The organism is Polaromonas sp. P1_F1, assembly GCF_056405795.1.
Genome location: NZ_JBFUBJ010000001.1, coordinates 742,623 through 761,745, shown reverse-complemented (window position 1 = coordinate 761,745; position 19,123 = coordinate 742,623). Strand labels below are relative to the sequence as shown.

19 protein-coding genes are annotated in these 19,123 nt (G+C 62.3%); 8 read left to right on the top strand and 11 right to left on the bottom strand.

Translation table 11 applies throughout. The features are described 5' to 3' along the window. Positions 1–51 precede the first annotated feature (51 nt). Entirely contained in the window at positions 52–696 is a 645-nt protein-coding gene (gene slmA, locus AC1DZE_RS03685) for a nucleoid occlusion factor SlmA (RefSeq protein WP_477668486.1), read from the top strand. A 137-nt stretch (positions 697–833) separates the two neighbouring features. Here the strand turns inward: slmA and manD are convergent, their stop codons facing one another. From manD to AC1DZE_RS03630, 11 genes are all read right to left on the bottom strand, one after another. Further along, positions 834–2,045, bottom strand: a complete 1,212-nt coding sequence (manD, locus tag AC1DZE_RS03680; RefSeq protein ID WP_477672193.1) for a D-mannonate dehydratase ManD — start codon at positions 2,043–2,045, stop codon at positions 834–836. A 5-nt stretch (positions 2,046–2,050) separates the two neighbouring features. After that, positions 2,051–3,451: a mannitol dehydrogenase family protein gene (locus AC1DZE_RS03675; RefSeq protein ID WP_477672194.1), complete on the bottom strand. Its 1,401-nt coding sequence runs from the start codon at positions 3,449–3,451 to the stop codon at positions 2,051–2,053. A 7-nt stretch (positions 3,452–3,458) separates the two neighbouring features. Then, complete coding sequence (locus tag AC1DZE_RS03670) at positions 3,459–4,205, bottom strand: SDR family NAD(P)-dependent oxidoreductase (protein WP_477668484.1); 747 nt, start codon at positions 4,203–4,205, stop codon at positions 3,459–3,461. A gap of 87 nt (positions 4,206–4,292) precedes the next feature. Further along, positions 4,293–5,354, bottom strand: coding sequence for a malate/lactate/ureidoglycolate dehydrogenase (locus AC1DZE_RS03665; protein WP_477668483.1), 1,062 nt, complete (start codon positions 5,352–5,354; stop codon positions 4,293–4,295). 11 nt (positions 5,355–5,365) lie between these two features. Then, positions 5,366–6,892 (bottom strand): UxaA family hydrolase, encoded by a 1,527-nt coding sequence (locus AC1DZE_RS03660; RefSeq protein WP_477668482.1) that lies wholly within the window; start codon positions 6,890–6,892, stop codon positions 5,366–5,368. 10 nt (positions 6,893–6,902) lie between these two features. Next, positions 6,903–7,301 (bottom strand): hypothetical protein, encoded by a 399-nt coding sequence (locus AC1DZE_RS03655; RefSeq protein WP_477668481.1) that lies wholly within the window; start codon positions 7,299–7,301, stop codon positions 6,903–6,905. Between the two features lie 99 nt (positions 7,302–7,400). Beyond that, positions 7,401–8,795 carry a TRAP transporter large permease gene (locus AC1DZE_RS03650; RefSeq protein ID WP_477648930.1) on the bottom strand — a complete coding sequence of 465 codons (1,395 nt, stop codon included), beginning with the start codon at positions 8,793–8,795 and terminating at the stop codon, positions 7,401–7,403. Beyond that, positions 8,796–9,371 carry a TRAP transporter small permease gene (locus AC1DZE_RS03645; protein ID WP_477668480.1) on the bottom strand — a complete coding sequence of 192 codons (576 nt, stop codon included), beginning with the start codon at positions 9,369–9,371 and terminating at the stop codon, positions 8,796–8,798. It lies immediately after the preceding gene. A gap of 78 nt (positions 9,372–9,449) precedes the next feature. Further along, a complete protein-coding gene (locus AC1DZE_RS03640) occupies positions 9,450–10,448 on the bottom strand; it encodes a sialic acid TRAP transporter substrate-binding protein SiaP (RefSeq protein WP_477699783.1) in 999 nt (332 codons plus the stop codon). A 254-nt stretch (positions 10,449–10,702) separates the two neighbouring features. Then, positions 10,703–11,668 carry a tripartite tricarboxylate transporter substrate binding protein gene (locus AC1DZE_RS03635; RefSeq protein WP_477668478.1) on the bottom strand — a complete coding sequence of 322 codons (966 nt, stop codon included), beginning with the start codon at positions 11,666–11,668 and terminating at the stop codon, positions 10,703–10,705. A gap of 73 nt (positions 11,669–11,741) precedes the next feature. Next, positions 11,742–12,491, bottom strand: a complete 750-nt coding sequence (locus AC1DZE_RS03630; RefSeq protein WP_477668477.1) for a FadR/GntR family transcriptional regulator — start codon at positions 12,489–12,491, stop codon at positions 11,742–11,744. Positions 12,492–12,614: 123 nt separating this feature from the next. On the opposite strand from AC1DZE_RS03630, the gene AC1DZE_RS03625 reads away from it, so the two are divergent. From AC1DZE_RS03625 to AC1DZE_RS03595, 7 genes are all read left to right on the top strand, one after another. Then, complete coding sequence (locus tag AC1DZE_RS03625) at positions 12,615–13,349, top strand: SDR family oxidoreductase (protein ID WP_477668476.1); 735 nt, start codon at positions 12,615–12,617, stop codon at positions 13,347–13,349. Continuing rightward, the gene (locus tag AC1DZE_RS03620) at positions 13,346–14,092 is read left to right on the top strand and encodes an SDR family NAD(P)-dependent oxidoreductase (RefSeq protein WP_477668475.1); all 747 of its coding nucleotides are present in this window, start codon (positions 13,346–13,348) and stop codon (positions 14,090–14,092) included. Before AC1DZE_RS03625 ends, AC1DZE_RS03620 begins: the two co-directional genes overlap by 4 nt. 23 nt (positions 14,093–14,115) lie before the next feature. Next, entirely contained in the window at positions 14,116–14,964 is an 849-nt protein-coding gene (locus AC1DZE_RS03615; RefSeq protein WP_477668474.1) for a fumarylacetoacetate hydrolase family protein, read from the top strand. A gap of 253 nt (positions 14,965–15,217) precedes the next feature. Then, positions 15,218–15,937, top strand: coding sequence for a TetR/AcrR family transcriptional regulator (locus AC1DZE_RS03610; protein ID WP_477648938.1), 720 nt, complete (start codon positions 15,218–15,220; stop codon positions 15,935–15,937). 16 nt (positions 15,938–15,953) lie between these two features. Further along, positions 15,954–17,750, top strand: a complete 1,797-nt coding sequence (locus AC1DZE_RS03605; RefSeq protein ID WP_477699782.1) for an acyl-CoA dehydrogenase C-terminal domain-containing protein — start codon at positions 15,954–15,956, stop codon at positions 17,748–17,750. A gap of 29 nt (positions 17,751–17,779) precedes the next feature. Further along, positions 17,780–18,214 (top strand): DUF2147 domain-containing protein, encoded by a 435-nt coding sequence (locus AC1DZE_RS03600; protein ID WP_477699781.1) that lies wholly within the window; start codon positions 17,780–17,782, stop codon positions 18,212–18,214. Positions 18,215–18,238: 24 nt separating this feature from the next. Beyond that, a complete protein-coding gene (locus AC1DZE_RS03595) occupies positions 18,239–19,123 on the top strand; it encodes an alpha/beta hydrolase family protein (RefSeq protein ID WP_477671954.1) in 885 nt (294 codons plus the stop codon).

Sequence of the window (19,123 nt, the reverse complement as noted above, 5' to 3'; positions counted from 1 at the left end):
ATCAATTGCAACGATTCCCGGTTTTTTGAAACATTTCCTACTTCATCGCCTATGTCCGACTTAGCGTCTGAATCCGAATTGAGCCCGCACGTCACGCCAGCCGAGCCTGCGGTGCGCAAGCGCCCCAAACCGGGTGAGCGCCGGGTCCAGATCCTTCAGGCGCTGGCCACCATGCTGGAGCAGCCGGGCGCTGAGCGCATCACGACGTCCGCCCTGGCAGCCAAGCTGGATGTGAGCGAAGCCGCCCTTTACCGCCATTTCGCCAGCAAGGCGCAGATGTTCGAAGGCCTGATCGAATTCATCGAGCAAAGCGTCTTCACACTGATCAACCAGATTGGGGAACGTGAGCCCGACCATTCAGCCCGCACCCGCAAGCTGGTGGTCATGATTCTGCAGTTTGCCGAAAAGAACCCCGGCATGACGCGCGTGATGGTGGGCGATGCGCTGGTGTTTGAAAACGACCGCCTGCAAGAGCGCATGAACCAGTTCTTCGACAAGCTCGAGTCCAGCCTCAAGCAAAGCCTGCGCGACGCAGCGGCCGCCAGCGGCGCGGCGACCCCCACGGTCGACGCCCAGGTGCGCGCCTCCGTCATCGTCGCCTTCATGGTCGGCCGCCTGCAGCGCTTTGCCCGCTCCGGCTTCAAGCGCCTACCCTCGGAACACCTCGAAGCCAGCCTCGCGACGATCCTGGCCTAACGCCGCCTCAAGAGAGGGGCCTAATTCTTCTTCAAGCGGGGGCCGCGGAACGGGCTTTGCCCGGCCGCAGGTGCCCGTCCCCTGGAAGGGGAAAAGGCGCGACACGAAGTGCGCGTCCGATAGGGGTAAGTCAGTCCCTACCAATTCCAGAGGGTCCCGTCGTGCTGCAGGCGGTTCACCGGCAGGTAGGCGCGCTGGTACGGGTATTTCGCGGCGAGCTTCTCGTCGATCTCCACGCCATGCCCCGGCGTTTCACCGCAATGCATAAAGCCCTTGTCAAAACGATAGCTGTGCGGAAACACCTCATCGGTCTGCTCGGTGTGGCGCATGTATTCCTGCACGCCGAAATTGGGCACCCAGGTGTCGAAGTGCAGCGCTGCGCCCATGCAGACCGGTGACAAATCGGTCGCGCCGTGGCAGCCCGTGCGTACCTGGTACATCGCCGCAAAGTCGGCAATGCGCCGCAGGTGGGTGATGCCGCCGGCATGCACCACCGTCGCGCGGATGTAGTCGATCAGCTGGTTCTGGATCAAGTCCTTGCAGTCCCAGATGGTGTTGAAAATCTCGCCTACGGCCAGCGGTGTAGTCGTGTGCTGGCGGATCAGGCGAAAAGCCTCCTGGTTTTCGGCCGGCGTCGCGTCCTCGATCCAGAACAGGTGATAGGGCTCCAGTGATTTGCCCAGTCGGCCCGCCTCGATCGGTGTCAGGCGGTGATGCACATCGTGCAGCAAATGAATGTCCGGCCCGGCGGCGGTACGCACGGCGTCGAACAGCTTGGGGGTGTGCAGCAGGTATTTTTCGCTGCTCCAGTCGTGTTCGCTGGGCAGGTCAGCATCAGCCGGTTCGTAAAACAGCGTGCCCTTGCCGACGCCATACACCTTGTCCAGGCCCGGCACACCGCTCTGCGCGCGTATGGCCTGGTAGCCCATCTCCTTGTAGCGCAACACCTCTTCCACGGTCTGCGCAATGTCTTTCCCATTGGCATGCCCATAGACCATCACGCCGGTGCGGCTCTTTCCGCCCAGCAGCTGGTACAGCGGCATGTTGGCGGCCTTGGCCTTGATGTCCCAGAGGGCGGTGTCGACAGCGGCGATCGCGCTCATGGTGACCGGGCCGCGCCGCCAGTAAGCGCCCTTGTACAGGTACTGCCAGATGTCCTCGATCTGGTGCGCATCGCGCCCGATCAGGCAGGGGATGACATGCTCGGTCAGGTAGCTCACGACAGACAGCTCGCGCCCGTTGAGCGTGGCGTCGCCGATGCCGGTCAGGCCTTCGTCGGTTTCTATTTTCAGGGTAACGAAATTGCGGCCGGGGCTGCAGACGATGACGCGGGCGTTGGTGATTTTCATGGTGTTCAGATGGGGTGGGAGTGAAGTTGGTCCAGGGCGGCCAGCATGCCGCGCTGGTTGATCTGGATCAGCCAGTGGGTCATGCGGGCCAACCAGTGCACTTGCTGCGGCAGGGCCTCGCCCCAGATGGCCGGCAGCGTACCCAGGACTTGCACTGTCGCTGCTGCGTCACCGGAATGGGCAAGCGCGAGAGCTTTCAGCGTTTCGGCCATCGGGTCGCTCATGGCGTAGGGCTGCCCCTGCTCGTCGCTGCCGCGCAGATAACGCATCCAGGCCGCTGCCGCAAAGGCCAGCCGTTCCACGGGCTGGTTCGCGGCCAGGGCATCAATCACCGAAGGTACCCAGCGATATGGAATCTTCTGTGAGCTGTCGGTGGCGATCTGGTGCACCTTGTGCTGCAACTCGGGGTTGGCAAAACGTGCCAGCAGTGCGTCGCGGTAGGCGGGCCAGTCCGGGCGGCTGAGCTGGGGGCCGATTTCCTGCGTCATCAGGCCGTGGATGAAGCGATGCACTGCAGGCTGCGCGATGCAGTCGCTGACGACAGGCCAGCCCGCTACCGCGCCCATGCAGGCCATGGCCGTGTGGCTGCCGTTGAGCATGCGCAATTTGGCTTCTTCAAACGGCGCCACGTCGTCCACCACCGTGACGCCCGCAGCGGCCAGCACTTCGCCGTCCGCAGGATCGGCAAAGCGGCGTTCAATCACCCATTCCCAGAAGGCTTCGGTGCCCAATGCGGCCTGGTCAGCCACGCCGAGCGCCTGCCCGGCAGCGGCCAGGCGCTGGCCGGTTGCGGCCGGCACGATGCGGTCCACCATGCTGTTCGGGAAGGCGCAGGCGGTGCTGATCCATTGCGCCAGTGCCGGGCTTTCTTTTTGCGCGGCATCGATGCACAAAGCCTGCAACTTGCGGCCGTTGTGCGCCAGGTTGTCGCAGGAAGCGAGTGTCAACCCCGGCAGCCCCGCCGCATGGCGCGCCGCCAGGCCCTGCACCAGCAGTTGGGCGAGTTCCGGGGCGTAGCCCTTTTCAGTGACCGTCAGCGTGACCCAGCGCGTGGATGGCGCGGCCAGTGTCTGCACCACCCGCGCAGGCTCGCGGGCAGCCACGCAGGTTTGCCAGATGGCGCCGCCGACCTGCCACTGCACACCGGTGCTGCTGGCAACCTGCACGGCATACAGGCCGTCCTGCGCGGCCATGGCGTCGGCCAGCCCGGTGCTGCGCATGGCGACGCCCAGCACACCCCAGCGCGCATCACCACGCTGCAGCAGGGAATCGAATACCAGTGCCTGGTGCGCACGGTGAAAAGCGCCCAGGCCCAGGTGCACTACGCCCACAGTGCCGCGGCGTGAGTAAGTGGGGACGCCGATGCCTCGCGTGGCGATTTCCGGCAAAGCGCGGGTGTTCAGCATCGCGCGCTCAGTCAAACTGCAGGCCGCCGTTGAGGTCCAGCACCTCGCCGGTGATGAAGCCGCTCATCGGGTGGGCCAGGAACAGCACGCAGTGGGCGAACTCTTCGAGCTCGCAGAAGCGGCCCACCGGTATCTTCTGGCGCAGCTCGGCTTGCCGCTCGGCACTGACCTGCCCGGTCAGCATCTGGGTCTTCACAAAGGTCGGGGCGAGCGCGTTGCAGGTCACGCCGAACGCGGCGTATTCGCGGGCAAAGCTGAAGGTCAGCGAGATTACGCCGCCCTTGCTGGCAGCATAGGCTGGCAGCGGCGACAGCCCCCCGGTTTTGGCGCCATAGGACGATACGTTCACGATGCGGCCAAAACCACGTGCCTTCATCCCGGGCGCCACACGCTGGCTGACGTAGAAGACACCGTCGAGGTTGATGCGCAGGGTCTTGTGCCAGAGCTCCGGCGTGGTCTGTTCGCAGTTGGCGTATTGCAGGAAGCCGGCGTTGTTGACGCAGACGTCGATGCGGCCAAAATGCGCTTCAATGGCGTCGCAGGCGGCGTGCACCTGGGCCTGCTCGCTCACGTCCATGGTGAAGCAGGCCAAACGGTCACCATACGCGGCAAGCTCGGCGGCCACACGTTCGGTGCCGAGGTCAGTGGCCGCCACTTTGTAGCCGGCGGCCAGCAGGGCACGCGCCGTGGCCAGGCCCATGCCGGCGTTGGCGCCAGTGACAAGCGCAACCTGGTCTTGAATCGGTGGCGTCATGGTTTTTCGGTGAAATTGAGGATCATTTTGGCCGCTGGACCTTATAGAGACTGCGCGAGCAGCTACTGATTTGATAGCGTCCAGCGTTCAATCCGGCACATTTACGCCGACCTTCTGGCCGGCTGCGACGATTTCGCGCCAGGTTTCGCCGTCCATTTCAATGCCACCCTGTTCGCGTTCAAGCCGCGCGCGGCGTTCCGGTTCACCGGCAATCTGCACGGCGTCCACACCGTCGGCCGGCGGGCTTTTGCGCAGCCATTCGACGAAAGCCAGCGCTTCCATTTCCAGGGCCGATTGGGTGCCCAGCTTGCCCGGGTCAATCAGGATCGTGAGCATGCTGTTGTAGACCGCACGTGCGCTGCTTGTGGGGTGGTGCCAGGTGCCGCCGCCAGTAAGCGCGCCGCCCAGCAGCTCGCACGCCACCGCCAGGCCGTAGCCCTTGTGCTCGCCGAACGGCATGAGCGCGCCAAAAAAACCGTTCGGCTGCGGCACCACCACCACGCCGGGGTTGGTGGTGGGCTGGCCGTGTTCGTCGATCAGCAGGCCCGGCTGGACGGATTTGCCCTGGTTGTGCGCCACGCGCATCTTGCCTTGGGCCACGCGGCTGGTCGCGAAATCGAGAATGAAGGGCGGCTGGTCCTTCAGCGGTATGCCAATACAGCAGGGATTGGTGCCGTAGCGTCCGTCCGCGCCGCCCCAGGCAGCGACGACCGGCCGCGTCATCACGTTCACGAAGTGCAGCGACACCAGCCCCTGGGCCACGGCCATCTCGGCGAAATGGCCGATGCGCCCCAGATGGTGGGACTCGGCCAGCGCCATGATGCAGCTGCCATGGGTTTTGGCACGTACCATGCCGAGCGCCATCGCCTGCTCGCCGATCGACTGGCCGTAACCGCGCTGGCCGTTCAGGCTGAGCAGCGAGCCGGTATCGAGCAGGGTTTTGACCTGGGCGTTGGGCGTCAGGCCACCTTCGAGTACGGCATCGACGTAGCGCGGAAGCATGCCGATGCCGTGCGAGTCATGGCCGCTCAGGTTGGCCATGACCAGGTTGGCGGCGATTTTTTCCGCTTCGGCGGCCGTGCTGCCGGCTGCTATAAAAATAGTAGCTGCTTGCGCCCGTAGATATTGGGCTTGAAGCACTTTTTGCATGTGAAAAGCCCTTACATCACCGCGCCGACTTGCCAGGGCACAAATTCGTTTTGCCCGTAGCCGTGCTTTTCGCTCTTGCTCGGTTCGCCCGATGCGGTGGCCAGCACCATCTCGAAAATGCGCTGTCCCATCTCCTGCACCGTCACGCCGCTGTCGATAATCTCGCCGCAGTTGATGTCCATGTCCTCTTCCTGCCGATGCCACAGCGCCGAATTGGTGGCGAGCTTGAGCGAAGGCGAGGGCGCGCAGCCGTAAGCCGAACCGCGGCCGGTGGTAAAGCAGATGATGTTGGCGCCGCCAGCCACCTGGCCGGTGGCGCTGACCGGGTCGTAGCCCGGCGTGTCCATGTAGACAAAGCCGTGGTCCTTCACGGGTTCGGCGTATTCATAGACAGCCTCCAGGTTGGAGGTGCCGCCCTTGGCCACCGCACCCAGCGACTTTTCCAGGATGGTGGTCAGGCCGCCGGCCTTGTTGCCGGGCGACGGGTTGTTGTTCATCTCCCCCTCGTTGATCTGGGTGTAGTGCTCCCACCACTTGATGCGCGAGATCAGCTTTTCGGCGATGTCGGGGCGAACGGCGCGCCGCGTGAGCAAATGTTCGGCGCCGTAAATTTCGGGCGTTTCGCTGAGGATGGCTGTGCCGCCATGGGCCACCAGCAAGTCCACCGCCGCGCCGAGCGCCGGGTTGGCGCTGATGCCCGAATAGCCGTCGGAGCCGCCGCACTGCAGGCCGATGGTGATGTGCGCGGCGCTGCACGGTTCGCGCTTGACGGCATTGGCCTGCGGCAGCATTTCCTTGATCATGGCGATGCCCTTGGCCACCGTCTTGGCCGTGCCGCCCGTGTCCTGGATGCTGAAGACGCGCAGGGTTTCACCTTCGCGCAGGCTGCCGTGGGCCAGCCAGGCATTGATCTGGTTTGACTCGCAGCCCAGGCCCACCACCAGCACGCCCGCGAAGTTGGGGTGCGTGGCGTAACCTGTCAGCGTGCGTTGCAGGATCTGCAGGCCCAGGCCGTCGCTGTCCATGCCGCAGCCGGTGCCATGCGTCAACGCCACCACGCCGTCGACGTTGGGAAAGTCTTTCAGCGCTGCAGGGTTGTTCTGCCGCGAGAAATGGTCGGCAATCGCCCGCGCGGCGGTGGCTGAGCAGTTGACGCTCGAGAGAATCCCGATGTAATTGCGGGTGGCGACACGGCCGTCCGGCCGCTTGATGCCCATGAAAGTCGCCTCGCGCCTGGCTGGTGCCGGCTTCACGTCGGCGCCGAATGCGTAGTCGCGCGTAAAGTCGCCCTTGTCGGGGCCCATGTTGAGGTTGTGCGTGTGCACGTGCTCGCCGGGCGCGATGGGTTTGCTGGCAAAACCGATGATCTGGTTGTAGCGCCGCACGGGCTCACCCAGGGCCAGCGCGCGCGTGGCGATCTTGTGGCCGGCAGGAATCAGGCCGCGTACGGTGATGTTTTCGACCTCGGTGCCGCCCACCAGCTGGGCTCGGGCAATCAGGACATCATCGGAGGGGTGAAGGCGAATAAACGGTGTCATTGGTTTGAAGTTAGAAGCTGAACGTCACTTGGTTAATTGGAGACCCCCAGTTAGTGAAGGAGGCTATGGCTTCTTTGATAGCCTCAATCACTTTTTCACGGGACATTTGAAGGTCATTCGGGAAATCAACAGGGTGGGCTAATTCCCAAGGGTAAAACTCTTTCCCATCTTTGATGTGGGTTTTACAGCTAAGTTGTAGTGACAACCTGACCCCCTTCACACCGAAGATGAACCACATCAAATGATGAGTATCTTCGCCACCGCGATAAGTCTGCAGAAAAAACATCTCTCGACCGCGATCAATGGTCCACTTATATGGCCGCAGGGGACGCCCAATCGGGTCTCGCATCTGATCGTGCCCAATTAGTTGTTGATCCTCTACAGAAATCAGTTCTGTTACGAAAGCCATTTAATACTTCTGTGTTTATCGGGGGGCCATCGCGGAACCGGCTTCGCCGGGCCGCAGTTGGTGCCCCCTCGAAGGCGTCTCAGGGTGATTGTTTCACTTTCAGTAAAACATCTTCGGCAACCAGAGTACCAATTTGGGGAAATAGGTGATGATGACCAGGCTGCCCAGCAGCGGGAACAGCCAGGGCAGGATGGCGATGGTGGTCCGTTCCACGGAAAGTTTGGCCACGCGGGCCAGCACAAACAGCACCATGCCCATGGGCGGATGCAGCAGGCCGATCATCAAATTGAGCACCATCACCAGCCCGAAGTGGATCGGGTCCACACCCAGCTGCGTGGCAATCGGCACCAGGATTGGCACCAGAATCGTGATGGCTGCGGTCGGCTCCAGGAAGCAGCCCACAAACAGCATCAGCAAATTGGCCAGCAGCAGGAAGACCCAGGCCTCCTTGGTGAAGTCCAGCACCCATTTGGCAATGTCGGTGGTCACGCCGGTGGCGGTGAGCATCCAGCCGAAGATCGATGCCGCGGCCACAATGAACAGCACGGTGGAGGTGGTCTCGACCGTATCAAGGCAGACCTTCACAAAGCTCTTGAAGGTCAGCGTGCGGTACCAGGCAAACCCGAGGATCAGCGCCCAGACGCAGGCGGCAATCGCGCCTTCCGTGGGGGTGAAGATGCCGGTGGTCATGCCACCTATCAGCAGCACGGGCGTCATGATGGGCAACACGGCCTGAAAATTGAAGGCCTTGTCGGCCGCAAACAATGCCGCCAGTGCGACGGCCACCGTGATCTGCGGCGGAAAGTTCAGTTTGCCGATCAGCAGCCACAGCAGCAGCGGCCAGCCGACGACCACGGCGGTCTCCACCAGCGCCTTGTTCAGGCGGCTCCATGCGAAGGGAACATCGGCGCCCCAGCCGTTCTTGTGTGCGAAGTAGGCCACTGTCAGCATCATCAGGATGGCCATCATGACCCCCGGCAGGATGCCCGCCAGGAATAGCGCGCCGACGCTGACATTGGCCATCATGCCGTAGATCACAAAGGGCAGGCTGGGCGGAATGATGGGGCCCAGCGTGGCCGAGGCCGCCGTCACGCCCACGGCAAACTCGGTGCTGTAGCCGTGGTCCTTCATGGCCTTGATCTCGATGGTGCCGAGGCCGGCGGCGTCGGCAATGGCGGTGCCGCTCATGCCGGCAAACACCACTGAGCCGACGACGTTGACGTGGCCCAGCCCGCCCTTCATCCAGCCGACCAGCGCCAGTGCGTAGTTGTAGATGCGGTTGGTGATACCTGCGTTGTTCATCAGGTTGCCGGCCAGGATGAAGAACGGCACGGCCAGCAGCGGAAAGCTGTCGATGCCGCTGACCATGCGGTGAACCACCACAAAGGGCGGCGAGCTGTTGGTGAACAGGATGTAGACCAGCGACGCCCCGGCCATGGCCATGGCCACCGGCAGGCCACCGCTCATCAGGAAGAGAAAAATAACCTTCAACATTCAGCGGTCCTCCATCGTGGATTCAGGGCGTTCCAGCACGCTGTAGCCGCGCTGCAGGTGGATGCGCATGACCCAGATCGAGCGCACGGCCATGGCCGCAAACCCCACCAGGCAGACGCCGTACACAAGGTTCATCGGCAGGTCGATGATGGTCATCTTGTAGTTGCCCATCTTGTCCATCATTTGCCAGGTCAGCACGACCATGGCGCCCAGGAAGGCGATGCGCAGCACATCGGTCAGCAGGGCCATGGCCCGGGCCAGCCAGGTGGGCATGAAGCGGTAGAAGAAGTCGACCTGGATATGGTTGTTCTTGGCCACGCCGATGGCGGCGCCGACGAATACCGTGGCAATCAGCAGGTAGCGTGCGATTTCTTCCGTCCAGGCGGCGGAATCGTTCATTACATAACGCGTGAAGAACTGGTAGAAAACCGTCAGGCCCAGTGCCCAGAAGAAAAACAGCGCCGCCCAGGCTTCAACGGGCGTGCCGGACAGGTCAACTGCTTCATCCGTGGCGTGGAACTCGCCGTCGTCGCCCATGACCTTGGGCAAGGCGTCAATGTCGGGAATGGAAGTCATGATGGTGGAGTAGCGGGTAATGAGGCCCTTCCCTCCGACGGAGGAAAGGGCGGGAAGCCTTGGCCGGATGGGCAAGACTTACTTGATGGCCTGGATGCGGTCCCAATCCTTCTTGTCGTAGCCCATTGACGCCATGTCCACGGCCTTGACGATGTGATCGCGGAACTCGTCCTTGTTGACCGTGATCAGGTTGATGCCTTTTTTCTTGAACTCATCCACCAGCTCGCCTTCCCGCTTCTGGATGTCGGCCGTGGCTTTGGCGGCCGCTTCCTGCATCATATCCGTGAAGACTTTCTTGTCGGCATCGCTGAGCTTGGTCCAGACGTGGGGGCCGATCTGCGTGACCAGCGAATCGAGGATGTGGCCGGTCAGGATGATGTTCTTCTGGACCTCATAGAACTTCTTGGCCTCGATGGTGGGCAGCGGGTTCTCCTGTGCATCGACCGTGCCGTTTTGCAGCGCCAGGTAAACCTCGGCAAAGGCGATCGGCGTCGGGTTGGCGCCGCAGGCGCGAGGCAGGGCCATGTAGGCCGGCACGTCGGGCACCCGCATTTTCAGGCCCTTCATCTCTTCACAGGTCTTGAAGGGCTTGTTGCTGGTGGAGTGGCGCGCGCCGTAGTAGGTGACGGCGACGGTTTGCACGCCGGTCTTCTGTTTGTAGCCTTCGGTCAGTTCCTTGAAGACATCGCTCTTCGCGTATTTCAGCAGGTGCTCCGGGTCGCGGAAGGTGTAGGGGTAGTAGGCCACGCCGATCCGCGGAAAGCTTCGGGCCGCAAACGATGCGCCCGAGATGATGATGTCGACGGTGCCCAGCTGCAGGCCCTGGTTGATGTCGCTTTCCTTGCCCAGCGTGGAAGCCGGGAACACCTGAATCTCGTAGCGGCCGCTGGTGCGTTTCTTGATTTCGTCGGCTGCCCAGACCGACCACTTGTGGTAGGCCTCGGAGGTTTCGTAGACGTGCGCCCATTTCAGCTTGGTCTGCGCCGATGCGATGCCGGAAAAGCCCACAGTGCCTGCCAGTAGGGCGCAAGCAGCTATGGTTTTGATAGCGAATCTTTTTGTATTGAATGCGTTCATGTTGTCTCCTCGAAGGGTGGTTGCTGGCAGAAAGGAAATCGACGATGCGCGCCAGCGCGCACCGTCGTGAAGCCTGGGGTCTAAGAGCCCGTTCAATGTCTAAACGAGGCCGCGTTGGGCAAATGCCTTCTCGGGCGGTCTGCGTCGTTGCGGCGCTAGCCCATAGCCGGGCTATGGGCGTCGCACCGCGCCTTGCATCCCATCCCGAGAAGGTGCTTGCGCGGCCTCGTTTAGACATTGAACAGGCTCATTGCTCAGTTCTTCAGGTTGAGCTTGGTCACGAGTTGTTTGAAGTTGTCGTTGTCGCGCACCATTTGCGCCTTGAAGGCGGGGCCGTCGGCATAGGCGTAGCCCAGGTTCAGCTTGTCCATCACTTCGCGCATGATGGGCTCTTCGGCCGCCTTCTTGCTGAAAGTCCGGATGGTTTCCACGACTTCAGGCGGTGTGCCTTTGGCCACGCCCAGGCCGCGCCAGGTGCCGATGGACAGGTCGATGTTGCGTTCCTTGAGGGTGGGCACGTTCTCAAAACCCTTGACGCGCTGGTCGGCCATCACACCCAAAATCTTCAGCTTGCCGGCCGCCACATGCACGGCAACCTCAGCCGGGCTCACACCTACCGCGTCCACATGACCACCCAGCAGGGCCAGCACGGCGGGGCCGGCGCCCTGGTAGGGGATGTGGTTGAACCTGGCGCCGGTTTTTTCTTCCAGCGAGGCGGCCGCCAGGTGCCAGATCGAGCCATTGCCGGCGTTGCCGACCTTCACGTCGCTGCCGGTCTTTTTGGCGGCGGCGAGGAACTCTTCAATCGTGTTGTAGGGCGAGTCCGCTTTCACGGTGATGGCAGCCGGGTCGGCATTCAGGCGGGCAATCGGGATGAAGTCGTCCTGCGTGATCTTGGTGATGCCCATGTGCGGCAGGATGGTTACCTCCACAAACAGCATGGCAATCTTGTAGCCGTCGGGCTTGGCGTTGACCACGTCGGCCAGGCCAATAGCGCCGCTGGCGCCGGGTTTGTTGTAGACCACCAGCGATTGCGTGGTGTATTTTTTGGCGGCTTCGGCATAGGCGCGCGCCAGCGAGTCCGTGCCGCCGCCAGGCTGGAAGGCCACCATCACTTCAATGGGCTTGTTCGGGTAGGCCTGCGCCCAGCTGTTGCCGCAGAGGCTGGTGAGCGCCAGGAGGGCTGTCGCCAGCAATTTGCGCGGTGTCAGAAACTTCATGCTTGTCTCGCTTTCGTTTTTAGTTGGAAGGGAAATCCGGGGTGAGGTGGGTGCTGAAAGAAATCGTGACGAGTCATTTCTTCTGCACCTCCTGGTTTTTGGTCCGGCTCCAGCTCACGCTGAAACGCTTGTGCGACTGGTCCATGTGTGCATGCATGGCTGCACGCGCGGCATCCGGTTCATGGTTGCGCACCGCATCAAAAATGGCCTGATGCTCGGCAATCGCCGAGCGCCACGATTCAACGGTTTCAAAATGCCCGCCCAGCCGCTCGAACAACGGGCCGCGGCGCGAGTCCCAGAAGCGCTGGATGGTTTCAATCAGCACCACGTTGCCGCAAGACTCGACGACGGCGGTATGAAAAGCGCGGTCGCCTTCCAGCGGCAGCACGCCGCGGTCAGCGTCAAACTGCATGCTGGCGATGGCCTTGTCCATCGCGTCTATGTGTTTGCGCTTGGCCTGGGTCGCGGCCATGGCGGCGACTTCGCCTTCCACCACGCGGCGGGCGCGTATCAATTCAAGAGGACCCCATTCGTCCGGCGAGATCTGCGCGGCCCGGCCACTTCCATTGCCGTCGTGGCTGGCGGGCTTGCTTCGGTCCAGAACATAGACACCCGAGCCGGTGCGTACTTCGACCCAGCCTTCGACCTCCATCGCGATCAGCGCTTCGCGCACCGAAGGCCGGCTCACGCCCAACTGCCGTGCCAGGTCGCGCTCGGCGGGGAGACGTGCGCCCACGGCCCATTCGCCGGCCGAGATCAGCGTGCGCAACTGCTCGGCGATCTGGCGGTAAAGGCGTTGCGGTTCGACAGTTTGCAGGGGCATGGGGGAAAAGGATGAAAAGGTGGGGGCTTTAAGGGTTAGCCAGAATTGGACAAGTGGTAAGACCAATTGATAATCCCATGAAACCCCCGGGACAACATCCGGCAAAACCCTGTAGGAGTGAAGATGAGACTTGAAGGAAAAAAAGCGCTGGTGACCGCAGCCGGCCAGGGAATCGGCCATGCCACTGCGCTGGCGCTGGCGGCCGAAGGCGCGCAGGTCTGGGCCACCGACCTGAAGCCCGAGCTGCTGGAAAGCTACAAAGGGGCGGCCAACATCACGGCGCTGCCCCTGGACGTGCTGGACAAGGCGGCGATCCAGAAACTGGTAGGTGGCCTGCCGCCCATGGACATTCTTTTTAACTGCGCCGGTTTTGTCCACGGGGGCACAGCCCTGCAGGCCACCGATGCCGACCTTGAGTTCGCCTTCAACCTCAACGTGCGGGCCCAGTTCTGGATGATCCAGGCCGTGCTGCCCGGCATGCAGGCAAAAAAGGGCGGCAGCATTGTCAACATGGCCAGCGTCTGCAGCAGCATCAAAGGCCTGCCCAACCGGTTTGTGTATGGCACCACCAAGGCGGCCGTGATTGGCCTCACCAAAAGCGTCGCGGCCGACTTTGTGGCCGATGGCGTGCGCTGCAATGCAATTTGCCCTGGTACGGTAGACACGCCTTCGCTGCAGGACCGTATCAATGCCAACGAGGATCCCGTGGCGGCCCGCAAGGCCTTCATCGCACGCCAGCCGCTCGGGCGCCTGGCCCAGGCACATGAAATTGCGCCGCTGGTGGTCTTTCTGGCCAGCGACGAGGCTGCTTTCGTGACCGGCCAGGCCTACAACGTGGACGGCGGCATCACCATATGAACCAGCTGGACCTGAAAGGGCGCCATGCGGTCATCACCGGTGGTGCGGTCGGCCTGGGTTTTGCCGTGGCTCAGCGCATGCTGGCGTCGGGCGGCACGGTGACGCTGTGGGACATCAACCCCGAGGCACTGGCCGCGGCCAGGGGCGCGCTGGGCGCCGGGGTGCATACCGTGGCCGTCGATGTGGCCAGCCATGCCAGCGTGGTGGACGCGGTCCAGCAAACCGTTGCGCATAACCCGGCCATCGATGCGCTTGTCAACTCGGCCGGCATCACCGGCCCCAACGTCAAGCTGTGGGACTACCCGCCCGAGCAATGGATGCAGGTGCAGCAGGTCAACCTCAACGGCCTGTTCTTCTGCTGCCGTGAACTCGTGCCGCACATGCGTGCGCGCAACTATGGCCGCATCGTCAATATTGCCTCGGTGGCCGGCAAGGAGGGCAACCCGAATGCCAGCGCCTACAGCGCGAGCAAGGCCGCGGTGATCGCCCTGACAAAATCCCTCGGCAAGGAACTCGCCGATACCGGTGTACGCGTCAATTGCATCACACCGGCCGCGGTGAAAACGCCGATTTTTGAGCAGATGACGCCCGAGTTCATACAGTTCATGCTTTCTAAAATCCCCATGGGCCGCTTCGGAACGCCTGATGAGGTAGCCGCCATGGTTGGCTGGCTGTGCACTGAAGATTGCTCGTTCTCAACCGGCGCCGTTTTCGATCTGTCGGGCGGACGTTCTACATACTGAATCATTAACCAGAAGGAAAAACCATGAAACTCGTTCGCTATGGCAACCCCGGCAAGGAAAAGCCCGGCCTTATTGATGCCAATGGCAAGCTGCGCGACCTGAGCGCTGTCATCAAGGACATCGGCCCGGATCAGCTTGGCGATGCGGCGATTGCCAAACTGCGCAAGCTCAAGGCCGACAAGCTGCCGCTGGTCAAAGGCTCGCCGCGCTACGGCAGCCCGGTCAATGGCGTGCCCAAGTTCATCGCCATCGGCCTGAACTACGCCGACCATGCGGCCGAATCGGGCTTGCCGATTCCCGCCGAGCCGGTGGTTTTCATGAAGGCCACCAGCTGCATCCAGGGCCCGAACGATCCCATCATGCTGCCCAAGGGCTCGGTCAAGACCGACTGGGAAGTCGAGCTTGGCGTGATCATCGGCAAGACCGCGCGTTACGTGTCGCAAAAGGAGGCGCTCGACTACGTGGCCGGCTACTGCACCATCAACGACGTGAGCGAGCGCGAGTTCCAGATTGAGCGCGGCGGCACCTGGGACAAGGGCAAAGGTTGCGACACCTTCGGCCCGCTCGGCCCCTGGCTGGTCACGCGTGACGAAGTGCCCAACCCGCAAAAACTGGGCCTGTGGCTGGAGGTGAACGGCAAGCGCGTTCAAAAAGGCAACACCAAGACCATGATCTTCAGCGTCGCCAAGATCGTCAGCTACGTCAGCCAGTTCATGACGCTGGAGCCCGGCGACGTCATCACCACAGGCACACCGCCCGGCGTGGGCCTGGGCATGAAGCCGCCTGTGTACCTGAAGAAGGGCGACAAAATCTCCCTGGGCATCGAAGGCCTGGGTGAGCAGCACCAGGTGGTGGTGGCGTATAAAAAGTAACCCCCGTTCAGGCTCACTTCGTGTAGCCTGCTCCCCCCTTCCAGGGGGCGGTGCCTGGGGCCGGCGAAGCCGGACCCGCGGCCCCCACTGGTGAAATACCTTCATTGGGTTACGTCACTGAAGGGCTAGGTAGTTACCCTCCCTGGCGTTAGAACTGGGTCCCTATAAGCAGGGGCTAAACAACCCCTGCTTGCTGATGGTCATCAAAGTGTTGCAAAATAGAACGACCGTTCGTTTTATTTTGTAGCACCTCATGGCCATCACAGAACTTCCCGCTAAAGCCTCCCGCGCCCCGGCAACGGGCAGCGCCGTGGCCAAAAGCCAGCAAAAAGGCCAGCAGACCAAGGCCGCCATTGTGGACGCCGCCCTGGGCCTGGCCACACAGATCGGGCTGGAAGGCCTGAGCATAGGCGCGCTGGCTGAGGTCATGCGCATGAGCAAGTCGGGCGTGTTCGCCCATTTTGGCTCGCGCGAAGAGCTGCAGATCTCCGTCATCCGTGAATACCACGTGCGCTTTGAAGAAGAGGTTTTCTTCCCTGCCCTGCAGCAGCCGCGCGGCTTGCCTCGTCTGGCGGCGCTGTTTCATAACTGGATGAAACGCACCTCGCTTGAAATCGATTCGGGCTGCCTGTACATCAGCGGCGCCGTTGAATTTGACGACAGGCCCGGCCCGGTGCGCGACGCGCTGGCGGGCTCGGTTCGCACCTGGCTGGCGGCCATGTACCGCGCCGTGGTGCAGGCCAAAGAGGCCGGTCACCTGCATGCTGACGCTGATGAGCACCAGATGGCGTTTGAAATCCACGGCCTGATCCTGGCGCTGCACTACGAAGCCCGCTTCCTCAAGACACCGGGCTCCATGGACCGCGCCAATACCGGCTTTGCCAACATCCTGGCGCGCTATGGCAGCGACGCCTCCCTTTCCACCTTGCCGAAGAAAGCTTCCGGCAAGGCATCCCCTTCCAAACCAGTTTAAGCAAAAGGAATCCACCATGCCCCAGTACAGCCCGCCCCTGCGCGACATGCAATTCGTCATGCACGAAGTGCTCAAGGTCACCGATGAATTCAAGGCCATTCCCAAGCATGCAGACGTTGACGTGGACACCATCAACGCGGTACTCGAAGAAGCCGGCAAGTTCGCCGCCGAGGTGACCTTTCCGCTGAATATCAGCGGCGACGAAGAGGGCTGCAAGCTCGACAAGACCACGCACGAAGTCACGCCGCCCAAGGGCTTCAAGGAAGCCTACGCGCAGTACGTCGAAGGCGGCTGGGCCGCGCTCAGCTGCGACCCGGAATACGGCGGGCAGGGCCTGCCGTTTGTGCTGAACCAGTGCCTCTACGAAATGCTCAACTCGGCCAACCRGGCCTGGACCATGTACCCGGGCCTGTCGCACGGCGCCTATGAAGCCCTGCATGCGCACGGCACCGACGAGCAGAAAAAACTCTACCTGCCCAAGCTCACCAGCGGCGAATGGACGGGCACCATGTGCCTGACCGAGCCGCATTGCGGCACCGACCTGGGCCTGTTGCGCACCAAGGCCGAGCCGCAGCCTGACGGCACCTACCGCCTGACCGGCAACAAGATCTTCATCAGTGCCGGTGAACACGACATGGCCGCCAACATCGTGCACCTGGTGCTGGCCCGCCTGCCTGACGCGCCCCAAGGCAGCAAGGGCATCAGCCTCTTCGCCGTGCCCAAGTTCAACATCAATAAGGACGGCGCCCTCGGTTCGCGCAACGGCATCTACTGCGGCGGCCTGGAGCACAAGATGGGCATCCACGGCAACGCCACCGCGCAGATGGTGCTCGAAGACGCTGTCGGCACCATGGTGGGCGCGCCCAACAAGGGCCTGGCCGCCATGTTCGTGATGATGAATGCCGCCCGCCTGGGCGTGGGCAACCAGTCACTGGGCCTGACCGAAGTGGCCTTTCAAAATGCGCTGGCCTACGCCAAAGACCGCATCCAGATGCGTTCGCTCTCCGGCGTCAAGGCCAAAGACAAACCGGCTGACCCCATCATCGTGCACCCCGATGTGCGCAAGATGCTGCTGACAGCCAAGGCCTATGCCGAGGGCGGCCGCGCGCTGGCGATTTACTGCACGCTGCTGCTCGACAAGGAACTGCACCACCCCGACGAAAAAGTGCGCAAGGATTCCGGCGAAATCGTCGCCCTGCTCACGCCCATCGTCAAAGCCTTCCTGACCGACAACGGCCACATCTCCACCAACGCCTGCATGCAGGTCTTCGGCGGCCACGGTTTCATTAAAGAGTGGGGCATGGAACAGTTTGTGCGCGACAACCGCATCAACATGATTTACGAAGGCACCAACACCATCCAGTCGCTGGACCTGCTGGGCCGCAAGGTACTGGGCAACAACGGCGCCACGCTGAAGAAATTCGGCAAGGTCATCGGCGCGCTGATCGCCGAGGAAGGCGTCAACGAGAAGATGGCCGAGTTCATCAACCCGCTGGCTTATCTGGCCGACCAGATGACCAAGTTCACCACCGAGCTGGGCTTCAAGGGCTTCCAGAACCCCGACGAAGTGGGCGCTGCCGCCGTCGATTACCTGCGCGTGGCCGGCCACTTGGTGTTTGGCTACTTCTGGGCATTGATGGCGCAAACCGCGCTGCGTGAAATCGCCGCGGGCAACACCGACAAGTTCTATGTAGCCAAACTGCAGACCGCACGTTTTTACTTCGCCAAGCTGTTCCCCGAAACCGCAACGCTGATGCGCACCGCACGCTCGGGCAGCAAGGCGCTGATGGAAACCGACGAAGCGCTGGCCTGAGTCTTTTGAACAAATCAACGGGAGACACCATGAAACGCAAACTGCTGATGATCGTTTTGGGCTTGATGGCTATCCCGGCGCTGGCCCAGAACACGCCGGTCGGCCTCTGGCGCGGCTTTGATGAAAAAACCGGCGATCCCAAAGTCGAAATCCGCATTGCTGAAGCCGGCGGTGTGCTGAACGGCAAAGTCGAAAAGCGCCTGTCCCCCGGCGCGAAATCCGACGACGTTTGCACCGAATGCTCCGACGACCGCAAGGACAAGCCGCGCTTGGGCCTTGAGATCATTCGGGGTGCCAAGAAGTCACCCGATGGCGACGTCTGGGAAGGCGGCAAGATTCTTGACCCGGACAACGGCAAAAGCTACTCCCTCAAGATGACCCCGATTGAGGGTGGCAAGAAGATGGAAGTCCGCGGCTCCATCGGGCCTTTTGGCCGCACCCAAACCTGGGTGCGTGTGCAATGAACATGCTGAAAGTTCGGGCAAGCCATGGGTGAAGCAATTTCCCGTTTGCGGTCACTGCCTTTCGGTGCCGGTGGCAGCACTCCGCCGGCCGCGCGCCGCTGGTGGGGGCACCACCTGCTGAAAAAGCCGTTTTTCGGCCGCTTCATGAAACCCTGGCGCTGGCCCGCGGACGTGCCGCAAGAAGGCTGGGAGCGGGTACAGATTGCAAGCCGCAGCACGAGCTGGCTGGAGGCCATCGTCGCGCGCACGCCGCTACCGGCGCGTGGCGTGGTGGTGTGTGCCCATCCCATGGGTTTCGCTTGCAAGGGCTTCTGGTTGCGCCACGGCCATGCCCAGGCGTTGCTGGACGCAGGCTTTCATGTGGTGGCTTTCGACTTCAACGGTTTCGGTGAAAGCCCGTCGACCAACTTCGATTACCCCGGTGACGTGATATCGGTGGGCTGCTGGGCGCGTGGCGCTTTTGCCGGGCTGCCGGTGCATGCGCTAACGGCATCTTTCGGCGCGATCAATACGCTGAGCGCCATTGATGAAGCGGATTTTCCCTATGACAAGGTGGTGGCCGAAGCCTGCTCGCCCACCTTGCCCGATTTCTGGAAAGCCTACCCTGTTGCCCATGCGGTGCTCAACATAAGCCGGCGCATCAATCCGCAGGGCGAGCTGCGCCTGCGGCCCGTACACCACCTTGCCAACATGCGCGACGTGGACGTGCTGCTGATCCACAGCCGGGGCGATCGCTGGACGCCGGTGCATTTCGGCGATGCCTTGCAGAAGGCTGCTTCACGGCCTGAACGCATCCAGCGCCTGATCCTCGAACGCGCCGACCACACCCACGGCATGCGCGACGAGCCGCAGCGCTATTGGGGCGCGGTGCTCGAATTTTTCAACCAGTCATCTCCCACAAGGTCTTAA